Source organism: Cloacibacillus sp. An23 (assembly GCF_002159945.1).
Taxonomy (GTDB): Bacteria; Synergistota; Synergistia; order Synergistales; family Synergistaceae; genus Caccocola.
In genome coordinates this window covers 1-22,872 of sequence record NZ_NFJQ01000009.1, presented here as the reverse complement: position 1 = coordinate 22,872, position 22,872 = coordinate 1, and the positions used below count along the sequence as shown (strand labels likewise).

Genomic DNA, 22,872 nt, shown 5'->3' with positions numbered 1-22,872 from the left:
ACTCTACATATTGACGGGTGATATATAATAATAATTAGATAGATTCTTCTTTCCGCGTAAACACACGGCGGAAAGCCGACAGTAAGGAGGACACAGAAATGGCTTTTGCAATGCCAGAGCTTCAGAAGGAATACGGCTGCTTCATCGGCGGCGAGTGGCGTCCGGCGAAGGACGGGAAGACATTCGAGACACACTGCCCGGCGGACGGGCGGCTGCTCGCGTCGTGCGCAGAGGCGACGCGCGAGGATGTGGACGACGCGGTAAAAGCCGCGTGGAAAGCGTGGGAGTCATGGAAGAACGTCGCTCCCGCAGAGCGCGCGGCGATCCTGATGAAAGTCGCCGACGCGATAGACGCGAATAAAGAACGTCTCGCGATGGTCGAGACGCTCGACAACGGCAAGCCGATACGCGAAACGCTGAACGTCGACGTGCCTATGTCGGCCGACCACTTCCGCTACTTCGCGGGCGCGGTGCGCACGGAAGAAGGCAGCGCCGCGATGCTCGACGGAAACACGCTCTCGCTGATACTCCGCGAGCCGATAGGCGTAGTCGGGCAGATCGTGCCGTGGAACTTCCCGTTCCTCATGGCGGCGTGGAAACTCGCGCCTGTGCTAGCCGCGGGCTGCTGCACGGTCTTCAAGCCGTCGAGCATAACGCCGCTCTCCGTGCTCGAGTTCGCCCGCATCGTCGAAGGCATACTGCCTCCCGGCGTATTCAACGTCGTCACCGGCAAGGGCTCGAAGTCGGGCCAGTACATACTCGAACATCCGGGCTTCCGCAAGCTGGCCTTCACGGGTTCTACAGACGTAGGCCGCGACGTGGCGAGAGCGGCGGCGGACCGCCTCATTCCGTCAACGCTCGAACTCGGCGGAAAATCGGCGAACATCTATTTCCCAGACTGCAAATGGGACATGGCGATGGACGGCCTGCAAATGGGCATACTCTTCAACCAGGGACAGGTCTGCTGCGCCGGGTCGCGCGTCTTCGTCCACGAGGACATCTACGACAAATTCGTGGCGGACGCCGCCGCGGCCTTCAACAAGATAAAAGTCGGGCTGCCGTGGAAAGAGGAGACCCAGATGGGCAGCCAGATCAACAAACACCAGGTCGAGCACATCCAGGAATGCGTCGAGGCCGGAGTCAAAGAGGGTGCGGCGATAGCCTGCGGCGGGCACCCGCTCACCGAAGGCGAGCTCGCCGGCGGAGCCTTCTACGCGCCGACGCTGCTCACGAACGTGACGAACGACATGAAGGTCGCGCAGGAAGAAATCTTCGGCCCCGTCGCATGCGTCATAAAGTTCCGCACGGAAGAAGAAGTCATAAAAATGGCCAACGACAGCAAATACGGCCTCGGAGGCGCGGTCTGGACGCGCGACGTCAACCGCGCCATCCGCGTGGCGCGCGGCGTCGAAACTGGGCGCATGTGGGTCAACACATACAACTCGATACCGGCGGGAGCGCCCTTCGGCGGCTACAAAGAAAGCGGCATCGGACGCGAGACGCACAAAGTCATCCTCGAACACTACACTCAGATGAAGAACATCATGATAAACCTCGGAGAGTCGCCTACCGGCTTCTACCCGAAAGACTAACGGCGCCTGGAGCATACCCAAACCAAGCCCCGCCCCCAAGGCGGGGCTTTTCACGTTTATAACAGTCCGGCAAAATAACGGAAAAAGAAAAACCGTCATGCCGGACTCAGGCGCAAAGCACAGTTCGCGTCATTCGAGCCGGCGGATATTTAATACACCGGCGCTTCGCCGATACACGGAGCGCCCTCGCCGGCTGACGCGGCGTTACGCGCCGCCGTCACGCGCGCGCCGCGGACGCCGGCCCGGTCCGGGCCGCGCGTCAGACGGCACTCGGCGGAATCCGCCCTTACTCTTTATGACTGAACCGCCATATACTAAGGATCACTCTTTCGCGTTTTTCCCGCCCGTCAGATCGGCCAGTTTTTTCAGGTCGCGCGCGTAGGAGAGCACCTTTATCTTCTCCTCGACAGGAAGCTCCGTCACGACGGAAAAAATCTCCCTTGTAATGCCGCTCACCTCCGCCAGAGCCGAAGGCGAGTCCATATAAGATATGAAGGGACACTGTACGAACACGTCTTTTTTCTGTTCCACGTCCGGGCCGTCGTCAAGCAGCGCAGCAAGCGGCACGTCTAGGACGGAGGCGATTTTCTGCAATGTTTTCATTGACGCTCTTTTCTTCCCGGTCTCAATCTCTGACACATACCCCGGAGAAAGGTCTACTTCTTCTGCCAGACGCTCTTGAGTGAGCCCTTTATTTATTCTATATTTCTGAATTTTCCACATATGCAGCTCACCTCTCGCTTACCGTTACTTTCTCACACAAATAAGCGAAAAGACTACAAGCTCAAACAATATGGACAACCCAGATTATAGCGATAAAATGCAACTATTATTGACTTTAAGCGAGGTTATATCTACAATAAGCTAGAAATTATTCAATATCAGCGAGGAAAAAGTGAAACACGACATACCGAATTGCGAAGCAGGAGGGAGGTCGGACATCTCAAAGCACCACGGCAAAATCCGCGCGCAAAGGCTTTTTCATCACAGAACTGAGGACGACGAAGGATACTGAAAGGAGAAGGACGAATGAAATTCGGCAAAAAAGGACTGGCCGCGCTTGCCGCAGCGCTGTGCGTAGCGTTTTTCGCACCGGCGGCGATGGCGGTGGAAGTTGACAGTTTTGACAGTCTGCAAAGCGCATTAAACGGGACAGAAGGAATCACCGTTACTGGCGATTTCCAAATTACTTCACAGCTCATCGTATCAACCAATGCAACTCTTGATTTAAACGGGCATACCGTAAGTGCTACTCTTGAAGGGGCTGATATATTTGTCGTTACAGACGGAGCCACTTTTACCATTAATGACACAGCCGGGGGCGGCAAAATATCCAGCAATGGATGGGCTGCAATACAAATATTAGGCGAAACTTCGCCTGATGAGAACGCGTCCGCTATTAATTCCAAACTGATTTTGAACGGCGGGACGATAGAAGCACAGTGGTATCCTATCACGGTCATGGGAAAAGGCGCGCAGTTCGACATCAACGATGGAATAGTTCAAGTAACGGCTGTTGATGGATATGCTGTTTCCGGTTCTTCCGCAACAACGGATTCAAATAAAAATCCCGTAAGCTATCACGGAACAATTATAAACGTCAACGGTGGCCAGCTCATAGGTGGCACGGGCTTGGAATCTGATAGTAACCCGTCTTCTGGACGCGACTATATCGCAGGCGCAGGCATCTTCCATTCTCAGGAAGGAGTTCTGAACATAACCGGAGGGACTGTATCCGGCTACGTCGGGATACAGTTCAGAAGCGGTACGCTGAATATGACCGGTGGTACTGTAATTAGTAACGGAAATATGCCGACTGCCGTCACACCGAGTTCAAACGGAGTTGTTGCAATCGGCGCAGGGATTGCATTTATCACGAACGGAGACCCTGAAAAAGTCGGATACCGCGGAAATATGAGCGCGACAATATCAGGCGATGCGGAGGTAATCGCAACGGGTGAAGGGTCATACGCAATTTACGAAGCAAACCATGAGACAGCAGGCAATGAAAGCGACACGCAGCTGGTTGCACTGACTATTACAAGCGGCACTTTTGAAGGTAAAGTAGGCGCTCTTTCAATACAGAATAAGGGCGATGAAGATAACACGAATGGCAACGTCTCCATCAGCGGCGGTGCTTTCAGCAGTCAGCCGGAAGAAAAATATCTCGCTGAAAATGTCACTTTCGTCGATGACGGGGAAGGCCATTTCGTTGTACCGTCACTGACGTTTGCGACCAACGTAATAACGCTTGCCATGAATGAAACGATTACTCTTGATTATACGGTCGTTCCGGCAAACGCCATGATTAACTGGACGAGCAGCAATCCTGAAATCGCAACAGTCGATGCAAACGGCGAGATAACTCCCGCCGCGGCAGGAGAAACGACTATAACGGCGACACTGGCTGACTACGACACTATTTCGGCCTCCTGCACGGTAACAGTAACCGAAGACGATACTCCGATTACACCGCCAGTCACCTCCGACGACGTCACGCCTCCGCACACCGGCGGCAGCGGCGGAGGGTGCTCGGCTGGGTTCGGCGCGCTTGCTCTGCTTGCGGCTGTTCCGCTTTTCCGCATGAGGAAGAGGTAATTTTTCGAGAGCTCCAACAAAGCGTCGTATATACGGAGGCCGCGCTTCGGCGCGGCTTCCGTTTTTTGTCGGGGTTGAAGTCCGCTCTCAATTATCGTTTAATGTAATATTTGCGCCTAAACCATGCTATTACTTTATTTTTAGCGCTTAACACAGTTTTTCTTCTTTTCTGCTATTCCTAAAACGGCATCGCGTGTTGCACAAAATGGCATATCTCTTAGTATTGACCCTAATATATGTAAATGCTATAAAGTCAAATATAAAATAGTCCCATATTTTAGGGACGGAGGGGTGGAGTTTTATGGTTACGTTTTTTATAGCGCTTTTCATGCTCATAGCGGGCTTCGCGGTTTACGCTAAGTTCGTCGAGCGGCTGCTTCCGCCGGACGAGCGGAAGACTCCGGCTATCGACCATCCGGACGGCGTGGACTATATTCCGCTGCCGCTGTGGAAGTCGTTCCTTATCCAGCTTCTGAATATCGCCGGGCTCGGCCCTATCTTCGGCGCGCTCTCCGGCGCTCTGTGGGGGCCGGTGGTCTATTTCTGGATAGTCTTCGGGACTATCTTTGCGGGCGGCGTTCACGATTATTTCTCGGGGATGCTTTCGGAGCGCCACAACGGCGGCAGTATTTCGGAGATCGTCGGCTTTTACCTCGGCCCCGTGATGAAGACTGTGATGCGCTTTTTTTCCGTCGTGCTGCTCATCTTCGTCGGGGCCACTTTCTCTATCGGCCCGGCGGGGCTGCTTGCTCTGCTTACGCCGGAGTCGCTCGACATGCATTTCTGGCTCGCCGTGATTTTGATCTATTATTTCCTTGCGACTCTGCTGCCTATAGATAAGATCATCGGGCGGCTCTATCCGCTTTTCGGCGCGGCGCTTATCATTATGTGCCTCGGAGTCGGCGGCGGCATGGTCGCGCAGGGCTATGAGATGCCGGAGATGTGGCATAATTTCGGCAATCTGCATCCCGACGGGCTGCCGATATGGCCTCTGATGTTCATCACTGTCGCATGCGGCGCGATTTCTGGCTTCCACGCCACGCAGTCGCCGATGATGGCGCGCTGTATCCGCAGCGAGTACGAGGGGCGCAAGGTCTTTTACGGCGCGATGGTCGCGGAGGGCGTTATAGCGCTTATCTGGGCCGCCGCGGGCGTGACGGTGTATAACGGCACCGGCGGTCTGTGGGAGGCGACGAACCGCCTCGCGGGGCAGTCGGCGCTGGTCTACGACATCTGCAATACTCTGCTCGGCCCGGCCGGAGCGGTGCTGGCTATGCTCGGAGTCATCGTCTGCCCGATAACTTCGGGCGACACTGCGTTCCGCTCGGCGCGCCTCACCCTCGCGGACTGGTTCGGCGTGGACCAGAAGCCGCACATGAAGCGGCTGATGCTTTCGCTTCCGCTGCTTCTCTGCGGCGGCGCGCTGTCGCTCGTCAATTTCCAGATTATCTGGCGCTATTTCTCGTGGTCTAACCAGACGCTCGCTATGATCACGCTTTGGACGGCGGCGGCCTTCCTCGCGAAGGTGCGCCATAATTTCTGGCCCGTCGTGATTCCCGCCGTTTTTATGTCGGCTGTGTGCAGCACGTACATTCTGGTCGCGCCGGAGGGCTTCGGCCCGATGATTTCGCGCGCGGCCGCCGGCTCCGCCCTTTCGGGCGCGGCGGCCATCGACGCTGCGGCGAAGGCGGGCTACCCAGCGGGGATAGTTTTCGCCGCGGTCTGCTTCGTGCTGTTCTGGGTAAAGTGCGTGAAGCCCTATCAGGAGAAGAAGCTCGGATAGCAATTTAAGGAAAACGCAGAAGCCGCCCGCCGAAACGTAAGGCGGGCGGCTTTTTTGTGCGTTTCCGGCGGCACGCTAAAATTTAGGCTCGCGTTTTTCAAGGAAGGCGGCTACGCCCTCTTTGCATTCTCCGCCGCATATCAGCTCCGCCTGTATTTTCTCCTCCCGGTGAAGCGCGGCTTCGAATAGTTCCGCATCGTTCTGGAATTTTTTTATTTCTGCCAGCGCCCGCGGAGGCTGCTTCGCGAGGCGGGCGGCGAGCGCCGCCGTTTTTTCCGCGAGTTCCGCATCATCCGCGACCGCAGAGACGAGGCCGAGCGCGGCGGCTTCGTCCGCGGAAAGCGTCTCGGGCAGCATCATCAGCCGTTTCGCCATGGCCGGCCCTACGAGGCGCGGCAGCAGGAAGTTTCCGCCGCAGTCGGATATCAGCCCTATCGTGCTGAATGCCTGCGTGAATTTCGCTTTTTTCGACGCGCAGACGAAATCGCATGCGAGCGCGAGGTTGAACCCCGCGCCGGCGGCGGCCCCGTTCACCATCGCGACGTAGGGCTTCGCAGAGCGTATCACGGCGAGCGCGACGGCCCCGGCCGTCCGCACGTAGGCCTCCGCCTCCTCGCGGCTTTTGAGCGCGGCGAGCGTCTTCAGGTCGCCTCCGGCGCAGAAGGCGCGCCCGGCCCCAGTGAGGACGACGGCGCGCACGCACGCGTCGCGCTCGCATTCCGCGAGCGTTTCCACAAGCCCGGCGCACAGCTCCGCGGTCAGAGAGTTCAGCGCCTCGGGCCTGTTCATCGTCACCCACGCGGCCCCGTCCCTCTTTTCAAAAATGACCTCTTTCAGCGAAAACACCTCCAAAAATTTTCTTTTGCGTCCGCGTTACATACTATCACGGCGCGGCGCGGATGTCTCAGGCTGCATAAAGGTGTTGACGGCCCGGCGCGCTGCGGCTTACTATTAGGTGCGATTATTATATTGGAGGAGTTACATGTTTTACGACTACGGCAACGGAATTTACGGGATAGACGCCCATTACGAGGGCGAGGGCTTCGTCGAGGTGTATCTTGTCAGGAGCCTCGGCGAGGCCGCGATCATAGAGACGGCGCACAACAGGTCCCTGCCCTGCGTGCTCGAGGCCCTCGGCGAACTCGGCGTGGCGCGCGAGAGCGTGAAGTACGTCTGCGTGACGCACGTCCATCTCGACCACGCGGGCGGCGCCGGCTCGTACATGCGCGAGTTCCCGAACGCGAAGCTCGTCGTGCATCCGCGCGGCGCGCGCCACATGATAGACCCGGCGAAGCTAGTCGAAGGCGTCAAAGAAGTCTACGGCCCCGAGGAGACGGAGCGCCTCTACGGCACGATAATCCCGGTCCCGGCGGAGCGCGTGCTCGCGCCGCAGGACGGAGAAGAGCTGACGCTGGGCGGCAGGCGGCTGGTATGCTATGACGCGCCGGGCCACGCGAAACACCACATGATATTTTTCGAGAAAACGACGAAGTCTGTATTCGCTGGCGACGGCTTCGGCATCTCGTACAGCTGCATGGACGGGACGCGCGGACGCTGGGCGATACCGACGGCCTCTCCGGTGCAGTTCGACCCGGAGGCGATGAAGGCGACGATAGACCACATCGTATCGCTCGAGCCGGAGACTGTGTTTCTGACGCACTTCGGCCCGCTGACGAACATCGCGGAGATAGCGGAAAGCCTTAAAAAATCCGTCGATAAATACGTCGAGATAGCGGTCGCCTCGCGCGGCGAACGCGAAGGGCTGAGCCGCCGTCTCACCGAGCTTTACCGCGAGCTGATAACGGAGAACGGACAGGCTTCGCGCATGGAAGAAATAGAGCGCGCGCACCGCTGGGACCTCGAGCTGAACATTCAGGGACTCGCCTGCTGGTACGCGCACGAGCACAAAAAATAAAGGCCGCGCCCCAGGCGGGCGGCGCGCCGGCGAAGGAGGCTAAAAATTTGAAAGCGGTAAAAATTTTCGCATTCGCGCTGATGATTTTCACTCTGGCGGCCTGTCCGTCATACGCCGGTTTATCGCACGAGCAGGCCAGGCGGGTTTGGAACAAAGTGGCGGCGCCGACAGGGCTGACCGGGCTTCCGTTCTCCATAAAAAACGAGGAAGCTCCCAACGCCTGGGTCACGAACGGGCAGTCTGTTACGGTCACGACGGGCCTGCTCGACCTGCTCGACAGCGAGTCCGAACTGTACGCCGTATTCGCCCACGAGGCCGGACACGTGAAGCTGAACCACCACCAGAGCGGCGCGAACCGCGCCGCCGGCCTGTCGCTCGCCGCCGCGATACTAGGCAATATACTGGGAGACGGCCTTGCGGGGGCCGCCGTCAACGTCGGCGCGAACCTCGTGAACTCGGGCTGGAGCCGGGAGCAGGAGATAGCGGCCGACGACTACGCCGTCGAACTCGCGCACGCGCAGGGCGAGGACCCGGTAGGGATGTACATGGCTATCAAGAAGCTCTCATCCGTCAGCAAGACGCAGCCTAGCGGATTCAACTCCCATCCGCCGGACGACCGCCGTATGCTGCACATCAAGAACAAAATACTCGAGCTCGAGCCCGACGCGGTCATTCCGGAATAGGGAGGGACGGACTATGGGCGGACTTCGCGCGATACTCTGGGACGTGGACGGCACTCTGCTCGACTTCAAGGCTGCGGAGCGCGCCGCGATGCGCTCGCTCTTCGCGGATTTCGGCCTCGGCGAATGTACGGACGGCGCTCTCGCGCGATATTCCGTGATAAACAAATCATACTGGCGCAAACTCGAACGCGGCGAAATGGCGAAGGCCGAGATACTCGTGCGCCGCTTCGAAGACTTCTTCGCGGCAGAAGGGCTCTCCGGCCCCTCTGCCGCCGAATTCAACGCGGCCTATCAAACGCGCCTCGGCGACACGATAGTCTTCCGAGACGGCGCGGACAAACTCGTCGCCTCGCTGCGCGGCAAAATAGAGCAGTACGCCGCCTCGAACGGCACGACAGCCGCGCAGACGCGCAAGCTCGCACGCTCCGGCCTCGGCAAACTGCTCGACGGAGTCTTCCTCTCCGAACGGATAGGATACGAAAAACCCGCGAAAGAATTTTTCGACGCAGTATTCCGCGAGATAGGCGAGGACAAGCGCGCCGCCGCGCTGATAGTAGGCGACTCGCTGACGAGCGACATCGCGGGCGGCGCGGGCGCTGGCATAAAAACCTGCTGGTACAACCCCGACGGCGCGCCGAACGCGACGGAAGCGAAGCCGGATTTCGAGATAAGTGATCTGAACGAGGTGACGGGGCTGCTGTAACGCGCAAAAAACCGCGTCTCCTTGACGGTGGAGGCGCTGGGCTGCAAAAATACTCTCTGGTAGTCCGGCTACCGGAGATGCTTGAGGGCCAAGTTAAGCATCCTCAGCAGTAAGTCAAACAGGGGGACGTATCGGAGCATCTGGGCACCGAAGGTACGTCCCTCTCGCCGTCTTAAATGTCTCCATCTGCGGCGGCGTTTCCGAGAGGATCCGTCTGAGTCTCGCGGCACGGCTTCACCTCACCATGGGAGAACCTTCTGCTTCGAGTTCCCTTACCTAGAAAGTCCGTCGCGGAGAATCATACCACAAATACAAAACGAAGGCCGGAACTCAACGCCCCGGCCGTCGTCCGATCTTTACTTTAACGCGCGCCGTTACTCCTTGATATACGCGCAGACGTACTGCACCGGGACGCAGCAGCGGAGGCCGTATTTGCTGTTCGCGGGGACGCGGAAAGCCTCGCCGGCTTTCATCGGTTTCCACTCATCGGAGCCGGGAAGCTGCACCTCGCATTCTCCTTCTGTGAGATCCATTATCTCCGCTTCGGCTGTGCCGAACTCGTATGAGCCTGGCATGAAGATGCCGAGAGTCCTCTTCTCGCCGTTCGCGAGCCACAGGGTGTGGCTGACGACCTTTCCGTCGAAATAGACGTTCGCCCTCGTCTCCGCGGTGACGTGTTCAAATTTTTCGATCATGACGAGCCCTCCTGAAAAAAATAAAATACGGTGTATAAATGATAGTGTTCTTTTGCCGCCAAGTCCAGTACAATACTCTCGGATATATCCGCGAAAGACTGGAAAGAAGGGGCGCAAATGTCTTTGTGCTATATGTTTCGTAACGGGCGCGTGATTTTGGACGGCGGCGGGCGCGTGCCGGAGGCGGGCGAGGTTCCGCCCTCGCTCATGGAAAGGGCCGTCAGCTCCGGGCTCGTGGACAGGGACGGAGGCTCCGACCAGTGGGCCGAGATAGACGGCGCCGCCGCGCTGCCCGACGGGTTCTCCGAGCGCGAGCGGCGGAGCTGCTGGGCCGAGCTCGGCGAGGAGCAGTTCTTCCGCGTCGGCAAGGCATTTCACTATATGGACTGGCGGAGGACGCACAGATACTGCGGCAGATGCGGCGCGGAGAACGTCTTCGACGAAAAGGAATGGGCGATGCGCTGCACGAAATGCGGCGAGCTCGCCTATCCCGTCATCTGCCCCGCGATAATCGTCTGCGTCGAGCGCGGCGGAAAGATACTTCTGGGCCACGGAGTAAATTTCCCGCCCGGGCGCTACAGCGTGCTCGCCGGCTTCGTCGAGCCCGGCGAGAGCCTCGAGCAGTGCGTCGCGCGCGAAGTCTACGAGGAATCTAAGATCCGCGTAAAAAACATAAAATACTTCGCGAGCCAGCCGTGGGCATTCCCGCGCTCGCTCATGCTCGGCTTCACCGCGGAATGGGAATCGGGCGAAATATGCCCGGACAGGACGGAGGTCAGCGATGTGCGCTGGTTCGCGCCGGAAGAGATACCGGACTACTACCGCGGCGTAAGCATATCGGCGCGGCTGATAGAGGATTTCGTGCGCAGGCACGGGGGAGGTCCGGAAAAATGCTAGGCGAAAAAGGGCTGATACAGGTCTACACGGGAGACGGCAAGGGCAAGACGACGGCGGCGCTCGGCCTCGCGCTGCGAGCCGCCGGACGCGGCGCGAAGATCGCCTTCGTGCAGTTCATGAAGGGAAGCCCCATATACGGCGAGATAACGTCGCTCGCCATGCTTCCCGGCGTCACGCACATACGCACGGGGCGCGCTCACTGCATATTCAAGGGCGACGAGACTGAGGAAGATTTCGCCGAGGCGCGGCGCGGCCTCGAAGCTGCGGCGGAATTCGTCAGCTCGGGCGAATACGACCTCGTCGTACTCGACGAGATAAACGTGGCGGCGGACTTCGGCCTTCTCAAAGCCGAGGAGGTCGCGGAAGTCCTCGCGAAAAAGGCGGAGGGAACGGAGGTCGTGCTGACGGGGCGAAACGCGCCGGAGATTTTCATAAAAACGGCGCAGCTCGTGACGGAAATGCGCGAGATCAAGCATCCGTACAGCGATGGGATACAGGCGCGCGCCGGCATAGAATATTAAACGGCGGAAATTTCACGCCGCTTGACAAAAACGCCATTAGACATTAAACTAATAATCGTTTTAGATAACGTGTTCTAAGGCGCGTTAAATGTGTGGGAAAAGCAATAGTATAAAGAGCTCTTAAGGAGGAAAATTTTTATGTCGACAAAAGATAATCTCGCTACAGCGTTCGCCGGGGAGTCCCAGGCCAACCGCAAGTATCTCATGTTCGCCGAGCAGGCTGAGAAAGAAGGACACAAGGGCGCGGCGAAGCTCTTCCGCGCCGCGGCCGAGGCCGAGCAGATCCACGCTTTCGCCGAGTTCCGCGCCAACGGCGGCGTAGGCACCACCGCCGAGAACCTCCAGGCCGCCATCAACGGCGAGACCTACGAATTCACAGAGATGTACCCGCCGATGATAAAGGAAGCCGAAGCCGAGGGCGACAAGACCGCGGCCCGCGTCTTCCACCTCGCCAACGAGGCCGAGAAGGTACATGCGCAGCTTTACAAAGAGGCCCTCGCCGACATCGACGGCGACGCCGACTACTACCTCTGCCCCTTCTGCGGCTACATCCACAAGGGCAAGACCGAGGAAGCCTGCCCCATCTGCGGCGCGAAGGCCTCGATGTTCAAGAAGTTCTAGTTGAACTGATAAAAAGGCGGCGCTGCAAAGCGCCGCTTTTTTTTTTTGTATCGCCCGCTTCGGTCTCCGCATTTACGGCGCGGAAGCAATGACGAAGCGGCTTTCCCTCCGCACCGCAGAGGACGTTCATATTCCGGCATCTTTGCAGAGTTTGTAAAAATCCTTACTTCCGCCGCTCTGCCTGTATTCTTCATAACAGCGGTACAGCTTCCTGTAATATTCGAGCGCTGAGGCTAGCTCCGCCTCCACGGCGTTTTCTTCGATCACTCGCTCCGCCGCCGCTGCGGTCTTTTCGTAATATTCGCGCGATATGAGGCCGCACGCGGGAAATTCGTGCGAACCGTAGTCCAGCCGGCGCAGCAGCTCGCGCAGCCACAGCTCCGCGGTCTTGTCGTCGCGTTCCGGGCTTTCGTAGGCTTCTTCGAGGATTTCATATACGTCGGGTTCGCCGCACGGCGCGAAAGCGAAAGGATTGTTGCGGAAAAGCTGGAAGATCCAGCGCATTTGCGGCATTTTGCGCTCCGCGCACTTTTTTATAAGATAGTCCCAGACGACGCGCGCGAGCGCGTGCGGCAGGAGGCCGTCGCCGCGCTCGGTCAGTTCTGCAAATTTGCCGCCGTCGCAGATGTCGAAGCAGAAGCGGAAAAGGAGCGCGTCCCGTTCCGCCTCCGGTTTGTCTTTCTCAAATTTTTGGACGAAGTCCGCGATGTACGCATTGGCCTGTTTTTTCAGGCCGCGTTCGTAGAGCGCGGCGTAGCGGCGCAGCCCTTCGGAGAACTCCGCGTATTCGTCTCTTCCCATATAATGCGCCCGCCTCCGCTCCTACGTCTGCTGGTGCAGCAGCCCCGCAATATGGCAGTCGGGGCATATTTCAAGATAGAGCGTCCCTTCGCCGCCGTACTCATCAAATAGCATATCCCACTCTATCTGCGCTGCGTATTTCATCGGCCTGCCGCACTCGGGACATTCGAGATACTGCCAGTCCTGCACCCAGTTCGCGAAGCCGCCTATAGTGCTCACGCCCTCGTAGTACGCGCCGTAGAATGGCGGCTCGAAGCGCTCCGCGAGGACGAGCCTATTGTTTGTAATCTCCGCAAGCCCTTCGTCGCCAAGATAATTCTCAATATCGTCGAGCATGAGCGTTCCCGGCAGAGGTTCGCCGCCCCCGCGCGGGTCGAAGCGCGTGAAGGCGCCCTCCGTAAAGGCGACGCAGTTCGGACAGCAGGCGGCGGTTATCACGCCGTCCACGCCGAGGAAACGCAGCCGCTCGTCGCGGCCGTCGAGAATCACCGCGTCCACCATACGGCAGCCGCAGTGCGGGCAGAAGTCCTCGCGCGGACGCATGAGGCGCGCCGGCTCGTTTGCGCCGGGCGTTCCTTTTACGAGCGGGATACAGCGCCCGAATACGAGCTCGCGCCGCCGCCCCTCTTTGCCGAATGTCCAGCCTCCGCACTCGGCGTATATGGACGGGTCTACGTACAGTTTTTTGCGCCACGCGCGCGGGCTGCGCTCAAGCTCGAGCAGAGCCGCGAGAGCCTCGTCCCCGCCCTGCATCGCGAGGCAGCACATCAAATAGCCCGCCTCGTGCGGCGATTTAGTCTCCATCAGCGCCTTAGCCAGCCCCGCGCCCACGTCCGACGGAGCGTGGTAATAAACTTGCTCAAAGCCGAAAACTCCCGCCGCGAGCGCCGCGCGCTGCATCTCGGGCGCCGGCGCGCCGTGATACGAGAGCAGGCTCCAGAAGTCCTCGCATTCCGGCGAGTCCCAGTCGTCGAGCGCCGTTATGTTTTTGATTATCTTCCGCTGTTTTTCCGCAATCTGCTCCGCGGTCCAAGACTGCGCCTCGCGCCGCTTCTCTTCCGCGCGGCAGAGCCAGCACAGCCCCTCGTAGCCGAGCCGGCGCCCGCACTGCGGGCATCTGTGATCAAGCATTTTGAACGCCTCCCCACGCGTCTCCGTTTACGCGCCGCTCCGCGTGCATTTGATTTTCTCCGCCCTCCGACAATTTTTCACTCACGAAAGCCGCGCGTGAAAACACCGAAGAAACTATCCGCAAACGGCGCGCCTTGATTATACACACTGATGCGTCTCACGCGAAGCCGCAAAAACCCCCGCGCCGTCGTGCGGAGCGGGGGCTTGTGTATTTTTGATTTGCGCTGAGCGGCGCGCCGTTATTCCGCAAGCTCTATCAGAACTTCATAGCTGCCTTCGAGCGCCGCTATCTTCGACAGTTCGCAGGTTATCACGCCGATGTTGACCTGATAGCCGTACTGTTCGGAATTTTCCTCGTCGTCGAAGAGTATCGTGAAGTAGTCCGCGTCTGCGGCGAAGTCTATGTCGCCGTTGAGCCAGCCGTAGTGTACGTCCTCTTCTTTGTACGGGAGCGCGTCGTCCATGACGCCGCAGAAGTCGTGCGAGTAGCGGCTGACGCGCACCTTGTAGGGAAGCATTTTGACGAGGGCGCGCGCCGTCTCGCCGTCGTTGAGCACGCCGGGGATGACTGTGTCGCCGAAGTGCATGATTATCTTCGTGCCGTTCTCGGGCGCGACGCGCGTCGGCATCGCGGTGTTTTCACGCTGGATCTGCGCGCCGTCGGAGGCGGCGCGGACGGGCGCGGCCTGCGCGCAGACGGCGAGGCCGAGCGCTGCGGTCAGGGCTGCGGCTAAAGTCAGTATTGGTCTCATTGATTACGCTCTTTTTCCTCTATTTTACGGATCGGCCCATCTCGTAGGCGCGTTCGAGCGCGGGATTGCCCTTCGCGTCGCCGACGTTCTGCGCGCCCGCGGCGAGGACGCTGCCCTTGAGCTCCGCTTTTTCAAAGCACTCTATCCAGCCCTGCAGGCCGCAGAGCGCGCGCTCGTCGGCGTCCTCGGAATCGTCAGCGGCCGCGCTGAACAGATAAATGTCGCGGAAGTTGTAGTCCGAGCCGAAGAGCGGGTTCGCGCGGTCGAGCAGGGTCTTCATCTGCCCGCTCATCTCGTAGTAGTAGATGGGCGTCGCGAAGGCTATCACGTCGGCGTCCTTCATCTTCCCGATTATCTCTGCGGCGCCGTCCTTTATGACGCACTTACCGGTCTTCTGGCAGGCCAGGCAGCCTTTGCAGAATTTCAGCTCGTAGTCGCCGAGGAATATTTTTTCGACCTCGTTGCCCGCGTCCTTCGCGCCGCGCATGAACTCGTCCGCGAGCGTCTCGGAGTTGCCGCCGCGGCGCAGGCTCGTCGCTATCACAAGTACTTTTTTAGACATGTTTTTTCCTCCAATGCAGATTTTTCAATTCCACGCGCGTAATATATCGCCGTGAAGAAACCATGGCAAATACTTATGACGAATATACTTCCATAGCGGAAAGGCATTGCGCCGCGCTCAGAAGTTGACGCGGCGCTTCGGGCCGAGAGGCAGCGCCGGGCGTCCGCGCGCGTCCTCAGCCGCGCCGTGCTCGCGCTTCGGGTGCCAGCGCGCGCTTTTCTCAGGCGCCGTAAAATTGTCCGCCGGGGCTATGACGACGCGCCCGAACTCCGCGTTGAGCGCGTCGGCTGTCTCCGCCGCACGGTGCGCCGCGTCGGAGCCGGATTCCCCGCCGTCGAAGAGGAGCGACTGCACGCCGCAGCTGACGTCCGTGAAGTCCGAGAGGAAGACTCCGGCCTTCTTGTATGGGCGTCCGGCTTCGAAAGCGCGCGACAGCAGCTGCCGCGCCGCGCCGAGGAAGTCCGCGTCGAGCGAGCGCGGCAGGCGGAAGGTGCATTCTTCGAACCGCGAGTAGAAGCTCTCCCTGTGGAACGGGCTCGTCCTGAGGTACAGCCCCATGCGCGAGGCACGCTGTTTCATGCCGCGAAGCTGGCGCGCCGCGCAGATAGTGAAGTATGACACCGCGTCGAGCAGCTCCGCGTAGTCGCAGACGGGCTCGCCGAAGGAGCGCGAGACCTGCACGGACTTCGCCGCGCCGTGGTTCGCCGCGAGCGGGTAGGCCGGGTAGCCGCGCAGCTCCCATGCGGTATAAAGGGTGTTTATCGAGAAATTTTCCTTGAGCCACAGGTCGTCGGCGCGCATCAGCTCCGCCGCCGTCACGACGCGCCCGCGCAGCGCGAGCTTCGCGGCGGTCTTGCGCCCTATCCCCCACACCTCGCCGGCTGGAAAGGCCCCCATCCACGCCGCGTCCTCCCTGTGCGCCGCGTCGAGCCAGAACACGCCGGAGCGGGATTTTTTCGCGACGTGCGAGGCGAGCTTCGCGAGCGTCTTCGTCGAGGATATGCCGAGCGACACGGGGATGCCGCATCTCCGCCATATCTCGGCGCGTATCCCGCGGCAGTATTCCTCCGCGTCCTCAATTGAGGCTATGGCTAGATTTATGAAAGCCTCGTCTATCGAATAGACCTCCATCGTATCCGTAAAACGCGAAAGGCAGGCCATAACGTCCGAGGATATCTTGTTGTAAAGGCCGAGCCGCCCGCTCAGCACGACGGCCCCGATGTGCTCCAGCACGCCGCGCGCCTTGAAGTACGGCTCGCCCATCGCGACGCCCGCGGCCTTCACCTCCTCCGAGCGGGAGACGACGCAGCCGTCGTTGCCGCTCAGCACGACGACCGGACGCGAGACGAGCGAAGGATTCTCCCTGCGCTCGCACGAGACGAAAAAATTGTTGCAGTCGCAAAGGCCGATGGAACGCTCGGAGTACTTCCTCATGTAACGAATCACCTCATAAAGAAATCTCTTATATAACTATTCTACGTGCCGCCGCGTCGTTGTCAACAATCAGTAATCTTTGCACTGCTTTAGAAAATCTACCGGTTCTCGGCAAAATTGCTAAACATACGGGAAATCCTGTGCGGGTCTTGCCAAAGCGGTAATTATGGAATAATATATCCACGATTCCACTATTAAGAGGAATCGCCGTAGTTTCGAGAATAAATATCCTGAAAGGAATTCAAAATGGCCATTAAAAACAAGGAATTACCCGCATTAAAGATCGGCGAGCACCAGCCGAAATATCCCATAATCCAGGGCGGCATGGGCATCATGGTCTCCGGGCCGAGACTCGCGACGGCGGTCGCCGCAGCCGGCGGGATCGGCACCATAGCCTCGGTAGGCCTCGCCGCGTCGAGCGACGATTTCGACCTCTCGCTCGGGCCGAAGGAGATCAGCGGGCGCAACCAGCAGATACTCGCGCGCTACGTCAAGGAGGCGAAGGAAGCCTCGAACGGTGGCGTCATCGCCGTCAACTGCATGTGCGCGCTCAGCGACTACGAGGATCTCGTGCGCACATCCTGCGAGGCGGGCGCGGACGTCATCATCTCCGGCGCGGGGCTGCCGCTCAAGCTGCCGCAGCTCGCGGAAGGCCACCCGAACACGGCGCTCGTCCCGATAGTCAGCAGCGTCAAGGCCGCGGGGCTCATTCTCAACCGCTGGCTCAAGCACTACAGCCGCATCCCGGACGCTTTCGTCGTCGAAACGCCGAACACGGCGGGCGGACACCTCGGCGCGCGCAACGAAGACGAGGCTCTCGACGGGAAATTCTCGCTGCGCGAGGTCGTCCCGGCCCTCGTGAAATACATCCGCGACCTCGGCCTCAACATCCCGGTAATCGCGGCGGGCGGAATATGGGACGCAAGCGACATCGACGATGCGATAGAGATGGGCGCGAGCGGCGTCCAGATGGGCACGCGCTTCGCAGCCACCGAGGAGGGCGACGCCTCCGACCGCTTCAAGGAGGCCTACGTCGAGGCGACCGACAAGGACGTCGTGCTTCTGAAAAGCCCATGCGGGCTGCCCGGCCGCGCGATAATGAGCCCTCTGCTCGAGCGCTACTTCTCGAACACGCTCGAAAAAATGAGCTGCCGCGCCGGCTGCCTCTCGCACTGCATCTGCAAATTACAGCACGAGACGTTCTGCATAGCCGACGCGCTCGTCAGCGCCTACCGCGGCGACTGGGAAAACGGCCTCTTCTTCTGCGGGACGAATGTCTCGAAGGTAAAATCGATAATGAAGGTAAAGGAGCTCATGCAGGAGCTCGTTGCCGACTTCCGCCTGCCTGAGCCGTCGCTCGAGCCGGCGAGGTAAGCGGCGCGAAACGCGCGTAAAAGCAAAAAACGGAACGCGGCGGGGCTTCACGTCCCGCCGCGTTTTTTATATACTGAATCAACTAAAACAGCAAACATTTACGTCATTCCGGCAATCTTCATGAGAACCCGCCCCGGAAATGTCCTGCGCCCGATAAAGCGGGGCGGCCCCTCCAAGGGAATCTCCATCCCCGGCCCGAGGCTGAATGAAGCGGTATAGAGGCGACGGAGGCTATTGAGTATAGGACGGAAGCCTCGCACGCAGAATTTGCGGGGCAACATAGATTTTCTAGGAGAAGTTAATCAAGTATATCCTCAAACTTTGCCCCCGCGCCGACGTTTCGCCTGCTTCTCTATGATCTGCAAAAACGAGCAAAACGCCGGCGACGTCGCCGCTGTGACTCTCATATCCTTCACAGTCTCCGCCGCGCTGCTGCTAGCGGCGGAGGCCGCCGTCGGGCTTTCGCCGCTGCCTTCGGCGGGCGAGCTCGCGGCCGCCCCGTGGTGGAGCTGGACGGGCGGCGTCGTCGCGCTCTTCACGATAGCCGCCTCGATACAGCTTTTCAAGACGCTGGGGCAGCTTCAGGCCTCGCTGCTTCCGATGCTCGGGCAGGTGCTTTTCAGCCTAGTCATAGACCATTTCGGCCTCTTCGGCGCGGCTCGCGCTGCGATTACCCCGGCGCGCGCCTTTGCGGCCGCGCTGGTGACGGCTGGGGCGATAGCCGCGGCGGCGGCCCCGTACATAAGGGAAAGCGCGCGAAACGGAGGCGGGCGCAGCCCTTCCGCGCTGCCGTGGCAGGCCGCCGGAGCCGCCGCGGGGTGCATGCCGGCCACGATAGGCGCGGTATACGGGACGCTCGGGACGGCGCTCGGCTCGGCGGTGCGCGCGGCCTCGTCGTCCTTCGTCATCGCGGTCTGCGCCGACGCACTCTTCTGCGCCGCGACCGGAAGACTGCGGAACGTCCGCGCGGCCTTCCGCGGCGGCCCGTGGTGGATGCGGCTGGGCGGCTTCTGCGGCGCGCTCGCCATCTGCGGCAACTCGTGGCTGATTCCGCGCATAGGCGCGGAAGCTTTCTTCATGTCGCTGATCTTCGGGCAGATGTCTCTGAGCCTCTGCATGGAACTGCGCGGCTGGCTCGGAGCGCCGCGCCGCCGCGTCTCCGCGCCCCAGCTCGCAGGCATCGCCGCAATGCCGCTAGGAGTCGCGCTGCTGCGATTGTAACCGCAGTTTTTTTTTGATAAAAATATTACGTTTATAACATTCGCCTTTCCGTCATATAATATCCGCGGCGGCGCAAGCCGGCCCAAAAACTGCGAAAGCGGGGATTTTTACGATGGACGAAACACTCCGGCCTGACGGCGCGGACGACGGCGGAACCGAAGACGAAACGCGGCGCGGCGCGCCTAGCCTGCTCGGCGAAGACGACGTCGCGATGCTCGAATACTATCTCGCGGACGACGGAGCGCGGAGCTACTTCGGACGCGGGATGCAGTTTCTCGACGATTTCATAGAATCCGGGATAAAGGAAGGGCGCTTCACCGAGGAACAGGCGGCGGAAGACCTGCAAATCGCGCTCTGGTACGCCTATATCTACAACAACCTCGACCAATACGGCGCATACTGGTCCGTCGCGGAGCGTATGCCGGCGTCGGAGAAAAACGCGAAAGGCTGCGGAGCGTGGTACTACCGCTACGCCTGCGCGCTCATGTACACCGGACAGCTTGAAAAAGCGCGCGAATACACGGAAAAAGGGCTTGTCGAAGAGCCGTCCTACCCGTGGGGCTGGCTGACCGCGGGCAAACTGCGCGCGCATTTCGGCGACAAAGCCGGAGCGCTCGAGGCCGCCGCGCGCGGGCTTGAACTCGTACCGGGCGACTATGAATTCACGACGCTGCGCCGCGAGATAGAAGAAGGGCGCACGCTCGAAGAAATGGAATTCCACTGGATAAACCCGGACTACGACGCCGATCTCCAGGAAGGGCTCGACGCTGACGCCGAAGCGAAGCTGCGCCAAATAGACTGCATAGTCCTCGATAAAGAAAAGCTCGACAGGATAAAGGCTATATTCAACATCGAAACACTCGACCGGGTCGGCCCCTTCCGCCGCTTCACCTACAAAGGCGGCGCGCGCGAAATAGACATGGTCTTCCGTATGAACGAAGCGGGACTCTCCAAGACCAGTCAGGAATGGCTGACGGAGCTGCGCGGCAAAATCGACGGCGAATGGGCGGAAATAACCGATGCCGAGGGGCGGACGTACCCGCTCGCGGGCATAGCCCTCTCCCTCGACTACACGACCGAAGCCTATTATCTCGCAGACGCGGAAAGCGGTGAAGCCTTCGTCGTACGCCGCGACAAAAACGGCGGCATAATCGCGCAGAAAAACGACGAAACGCCGGAACGCGAAACAGAATACTACACCGAGGATGAAACGGCGGCGATAACCGCCCACATCGAAAAATACTACGGAAAGATAAAAACCATATCGCACGACAACAATCCCGGCGGCGTCTGCGCGGACATCTGCATAATCCCGCCGTCGATCGAGCGCGACTACTACACTCTCGTCACATGCGGCGCAGGCGCGCACGTCATGGACCTGCCGGAAGAGCTGAAAGACAGCGACATGTCGCGTGCGGAGCTCATGATATGCCTGCCGAAGGACTGGAAAATCTCGGACGGCGGCGACGTCTGGCAGTGGCCCGCAAACGTACTGCGCTGGATTGCGGAAATAGCCTCCGAGCCGGATACATGGATAGGCTGGGGGCACACAATAGGCGGCGGGCGCGCCTTCTCGCGCGACACGGAGCTCTGCGCCGCCTTCCTCGCCGCGCCGCAGAACGTCAAAAAAGAAGCCTTCCGCGCGGCTCTGCCCGGCGGCGAAAAAGTATGCTTCTACCTCGTAATCCCGATATACCAGGAAGAGCTGGACTACAAAACAGCCCACGGCGCAGACGGGCTCTCTTCCAGGCTAGCGGACGCTGGAACAAGCTTCGTCGTAGACCCGCGGCGCCCGAACACATGCGACGGCGGCGCGGACGAAATTCCGCCGGAGCTGATGGACGACGCAGAATGGCACCTCAAGGACCTGCGCGGGAAAAATCTGCCGCTGGATGAAATAACGGCTTACGGACACATGGCGATATACCTCCGCTGGTGCATAGAGCGCGGCCTCATGAGCGCGGACTTCACAAGAAAATACGGAAACGTCATGAAACAAGTCCTCGAAGGCGAAAAAACGGACCTGCGCGAATTCGTCCGCGGCGAGCTCGGCGGCAGGCTGCTGCACACGCTCTTCGACGAAACGGGCGACGCCTTCGCGTGGAGCTACTACGACTACTCCGACACGGACGAACCGTTCTATCCCAAAGATGTGGACGATTACGCCGAGCGATGCTTCGGCAAAGAACGCTGCGAATCCGGCGAAATGCAGGACGAAGAATATCTCTTCGTACCCTTCGACGAAAATTACTACAAAGCCCTCGCCGAAATCATCAGCCGCCGCTTCGACGACTGGGCGTCGGAACGGCGCGGCGGCGCGGAAAAATAAAAATCAGCAAAAAACAAAAACGCGGACGCCGGCCGCTTCAAGAGCAGGCCGGCGTCCGCGTTTACAGGGCATGAAGAATAAAAGGGAAAATATATAAAAAGCCTAAAGCTTGACGTCTACCCAGAAGGAGCTGAACATCTTCTCCCTGCAAAGGCCGTCGAGCGGAAAACCGTTGATACCGAGCTCGCTGTAAAGCCTCCGCATACGCCGGAACATAATGATACGCGCGAACGGAGCCACATAACGCTCCGTCTTCAGAAACCCCATATAGCCGTTCGTGTGAAAGCCCTTGAGGTCTATGAACACCACCCTCTTTTCTCCGGTGCAGGTAGTCTTTACGACGAAATTACCCCTGTTGAAATCATAGAAAAACAGATTATATTGGACAAGACGGCGCAGCACGGAGCGCAGATCAGGCTCGATCTCGCCGATATCGCCGCCGGACTCCTGATAGGTTATCAAAGCGGGCGCGACAGTGCCGTCGGAATTCCTGACAAGATCGCAGACCATGCCAGGCCCTTTATCCGTCTCGACAAGCTCGTCCTCATAGGCGACGACATGCCCTTCAAGAAAAGACGACACCAGCTTTGCGATGCCGATCTCAAGCGTGAGCAGAGACAAATCCTTCTCGTCCTTCACGACCTTGACGCATTTATCCGCTCGCGTCGGATGTATATAACACATCCTGACGGCGCTGCCGCCAATATAATCAGTCAGATAAATCATAATCGACGCCCCTATACATTCTTAAAAGACGGTATAAAAAGAACAATAAACAACGACATAGAATGTTTAATGAACTTTAGTATATTATAACACAATCTTTAACCGCGCATAAGAATATCAAAAGCAGGCAGATTCCTGCGAAATCACAGCCGCCGCAAGGCGTCAGCCAAAAGGCCGCCAGCGAGACTGCCATCTCACGAATTTCACCGTTGAGTTCAAGGGCGTAGAGAAGCGGAGCCGGATGGGGGCGAGCGAGAGCACGCGGTCCGGTCCGGCTATAGGCCCGCGGCGGGGAGCGCCGCACCCGCAGCGGCCGCCGGAGCGGCGGGGCCGTATGGATATAGCAGAAGGAAGATATAAAAGCGGGACTTTCTTATACTACGTCGGAGGAGATTCTTTTCACGGCAGTAAGCCGAAAGGGCTCCCGGCGCAGGGGGGAGATTCCTGTAGATATAAATATAATATAAAGCGAGAGAATAAAGCGAGAGAGGGACGGCCTAAGGCCGTCCCTCTCTCATTCAACTAATTCCGGCG

22 protein-coding genes are annotated in these 22,872 nt (G+C 59.2%); 13 read left to right on the top strand and 9 right to left on the bottom strand.

Translation table 11 applies throughout. The features are described from left to right. Nucleotides 1–98 precede the first annotated feature (98 nt). Nucleotides 99–1,592, top strand: coding sequence for an aldehyde dehydrogenase family protein (locus B5F39_RS09775; protein ID WP_239391214.1), 1,494 nt, complete (start codon nucleotides 99–101; stop codon nucleotides 1,590–1,592). A gap of 321 nt (nucleotides 1,593–1,913) precedes the next feature. Here the strand turns inward: B5F39_RS09775 and B5F39_RS09770 are convergent, their stop codons facing one another. Continuing rightward, nucleotides 1,914–2,315, bottom strand: coding sequence for a helix-turn-helix transcriptional regulator (locus tag B5F39_RS09770; protein ID WP_087366713.1), 402 nt, complete (start codon nucleotides 2,313–2,315; stop codon nucleotides 1,914–1,916). A 306-nt stretch (nucleotides 2,316–2,621) separates the two neighbouring features. Here B5F39_RS09770 and B5F39_RS09765 point away from each other — a divergent pair, with 306 nt between their 5' ends. Both B5F39_RS09765 and B5F39_RS09760 read left to right on the top strand, forming a co-directional pair. Beyond that, nucleotides 2,622–4,190: an Ig-like domain-containing protein gene (locus tag B5F39_RS09765; protein WP_087367055.1), complete on the top strand. Its 1,569-nt coding sequence runs from the start codon at nucleotides 2,622–2,624 to the stop codon at nucleotides 4,188–4,190. A gap of 301 nt (nucleotides 4,191–4,491) precedes the next feature. Next, nucleotides 4,492–5,973: a carbon starvation CstA family protein gene (locus B5F39_RS09760; protein ID WP_087366710.1), complete on the top strand. Its 1,482-nt coding sequence runs from the start codon at nucleotides 4,492–4,494 to the stop codon at nucleotides 5,971–5,973. Between the two features lie 75 nt (nucleotides 5,974–6,048). Here B5F39_RS09760 and B5F39_RS09755 read toward each other — a convergent pair whose 3' ends face one another. Continuing rightward, nucleotides 6,049–6,819, bottom strand: coding sequence for an enoyl-CoA hydratase-related protein (locus B5F39_RS09755; protein WP_143330714.1), 771 nt, complete (start codon nucleotides 6,817–6,819; stop codon nucleotides 6,049–6,051). A 136-nt stretch (nucleotides 6,820–6,955) separates the two neighbouring features. Between B5F39_RS09755 and B5F39_RS09750 the strand changes: the two genes are divergently transcribed. The 3 genes from B5F39_RS09750 to B5F39_RS09740 are packed head-to-tail and all read left to right on the top strand — an operon-like array spanning nucleotide 6,956 to nucleotide 9,274. Then, entirely contained in the window at nucleotides 6,956–7,888 is a 933-nt protein-coding gene (locus B5F39_RS09750; RefSeq protein ID WP_087366704.1) for an MBL fold metallo-hydrolase, read from the top strand. 47 nt (nucleotides 7,889–7,935) lie between these two features. Continuing rightward, on the top strand, nucleotides 7,936–8,571 hold the full coding sequence (locus tag B5F39_RS09745; protein ID WP_087366701.1) for a M48 family metallopeptidase: 636 nt from the start codon (nucleotides 7,936–7,938) through the stop codon (nucleotides 8,569–8,571). Between the two features lie 13 nt (nucleotides 8,572–8,584). Next, the gene (locus tag B5F39_RS09740; RefSeq protein ID WP_087366698.1) at nucleotides 8,585–9,274 is read left to right on the top strand and encodes a YjjG family noncanonical pyrimidine nucleotidase; all 690 of its coding nucleotides are present in this window, start codon (nucleotides 8,585–8,587) and stop codon (nucleotides 9,272–9,274) included. A gap of 374 nt (nucleotides 9,275–9,648) precedes the next feature. Here B5F39_RS09740 and B5F39_RS09735 read toward each other — a convergent pair whose 3' ends face one another. Next, nucleotides 9,649–9,969: a pyrimidine/purine nucleoside phosphorylase gene (locus tag B5F39_RS09735; RefSeq protein ID WP_204245094.1), complete on the bottom strand. Its 321-nt coding sequence runs from the start codon at nucleotides 9,967–9,969 to the stop codon at nucleotides 9,649–9,651. 132 nt (nucleotides 9,970–10,101) lie between these two features. Here B5F39_RS09735 and nudC point away from each other — a divergent pair, with 132 nt between their 5' ends. From nudC to B5F39_RS09720, 3 genes are all read left to right on the top strand, one after another. After that, the gene (gene nudC, locus B5F39_RS14605) at nucleotides 10,102–10,866 is read left to right on the top strand and encodes an NAD(+) diphosphatase (RefSeq protein WP_158096014.1); all 765 of its coding nucleotides are present in this window, start codon (nucleotides 10,102–10,104) and stop codon (nucleotides 10,864–10,866) included. Then, nucleotides 10,860–11,387: a cob(I)yrinic acid a,c-diamide adenosyltransferase gene (cobO, locus tag B5F39_RS09725; RefSeq protein ID WP_239391212.1), complete on the top strand. Its 528-nt coding sequence runs from the start codon at nucleotides 10,860–10,862 to the stop codon at nucleotides 11,385–11,387. The genes nudC and cobO overlap by 7 nt, the downstream gene beginning before the upstream one ends. 138 nt (nucleotides 11,388–11,525) lie before the next feature. Further along, nucleotides 11,526–12,008, top strand: coding sequence for a rubrerythrin family protein (locus B5F39_RS09720; protein ID WP_087366689.1), 483 nt, complete (start codon nucleotides 11,526–11,528; stop codon nucleotides 12,006–12,008). 126 nt (nucleotides 12,009–12,134) lie between these two features. Here B5F39_RS09720 and B5F39_RS09715 read toward each other — a convergent pair whose 3' ends face one another. The 5 genes from B5F39_RS09715 to B5F39_RS09695 form a co-directional block, all read right to left on the bottom strand. After that, nucleotides 12,135–12,809, bottom strand: a complete 675-nt coding sequence (locus B5F39_RS09715; protein ID WP_087366686.1) for a hypothetical protein — start codon at nucleotides 12,807–12,809, stop codon at nucleotides 12,135–12,137. Nucleotides 12,810–12,830: 21 nt separating this feature from the next. Further along, entirely contained in the window at nucleotides 12,831–13,940 is a 1,110-nt protein-coding gene (locus tag B5F39_RS09710; RefSeq protein ID WP_087366683.1) for a hypothetical protein, read from the bottom strand. 239 nt (nucleotides 13,941–14,179) lie between these two features. Continuing rightward, nucleotides 14,180–14,692 (bottom strand): cyclophilin-like fold protein, encoded by a 513-nt coding sequence (locus B5F39_RS09705; protein ID WP_087366680.1) that lies wholly within the window; start codon nucleotides 14,690–14,692, stop codon nucleotides 14,180–14,182. A 19-nt stretch (nucleotides 14,693–14,711) separates the two neighbouring features. Beyond that, nucleotides 14,712–15,254 carry a flavodoxin family protein gene (locus B5F39_RS09700; RefSeq protein WP_087366677.1) on the bottom strand — a complete coding sequence of 181 codons (543 nt, stop codon included), beginning with the start codon at nucleotides 15,252–15,254 and terminating at the stop codon, nucleotides 14,712–14,714. A 117-nt stretch (nucleotides 15,255–15,371) separates the two neighbouring features. Beyond that, entirely contained in the window at nucleotides 15,372–16,688 is a 1,317-nt protein-coding gene (locus B5F39_RS09695; RefSeq protein ID WP_087366674.1) for a Y-family DNA polymerase, read from the bottom strand. A gap of 246 nt (nucleotides 16,689–16,934) precedes the next feature. Between B5F39_RS09695 and B5F39_RS09690 the strand changes: the two genes are divergently transcribed. From B5F39_RS09690 to B5F39_RS09680, 3 genes are all read left to right on the top strand, one after another. Next, the gene (locus tag B5F39_RS09690) at nucleotides 16,935–18,062 is read left to right on the top strand and encodes a nitronate monooxygenase family protein (RefSeq protein WP_087366671.1); all 1,128 of its coding nucleotides are present in this window, start codon (nucleotides 16,935–16,937) and stop codon (nucleotides 18,060–18,062) included. Between the two features lie 354 nt (nucleotides 18,063–18,416). Further along, nucleotides 18,417–19,283 (top strand): DMT family transporter, encoded by an 867-nt coding sequence (locus B5F39_RS09685; RefSeq protein ID WP_143330713.1) that lies wholly within the window; start codon nucleotides 18,417–18,419, stop codon nucleotides 19,281–19,283. A gap of 112 nt (nucleotides 19,284–19,395) precedes the next feature. Further along, nucleotides 19,396–21,612, top strand: a complete 2,217-nt coding sequence (locus B5F39_RS09680) for a suppressor of fused domain protein (protein WP_087366665.1) — start codon at nucleotides 19,396–19,398, stop codon at nucleotides 21,610–21,612. A gap of 102 nt (nucleotides 21,613–21,714) precedes the next feature. Here the strand turns inward: B5F39_RS09680 and B5F39_RS09675 are convergent, their stop codons facing one another. Beyond that, nucleotides 21,715–22,338 (bottom strand): YrbL family protein, encoded by a 624-nt coding sequence (locus B5F39_RS09675; protein ID WP_087366661.1) that lies wholly within the window; start codon nucleotides 22,336–22,338, stop codon nucleotides 21,715–21,717. Nucleotides 22,339–22,672: 334 nt separating this feature from the next. Here B5F39_RS09675 and B5F39_RS14075 point away from each other — a divergent pair, with 334 nt between their 5' ends. Beyond that, entirely contained in the window at nucleotides 22,673–22,864 is a 192-nt protein-coding gene (locus B5F39_RS14075; RefSeq protein ID WP_143330712.1) for a hypothetical protein, read from the top strand. Nucleotides 22,865–22,872: the final 8 nt, after the last annotated feature.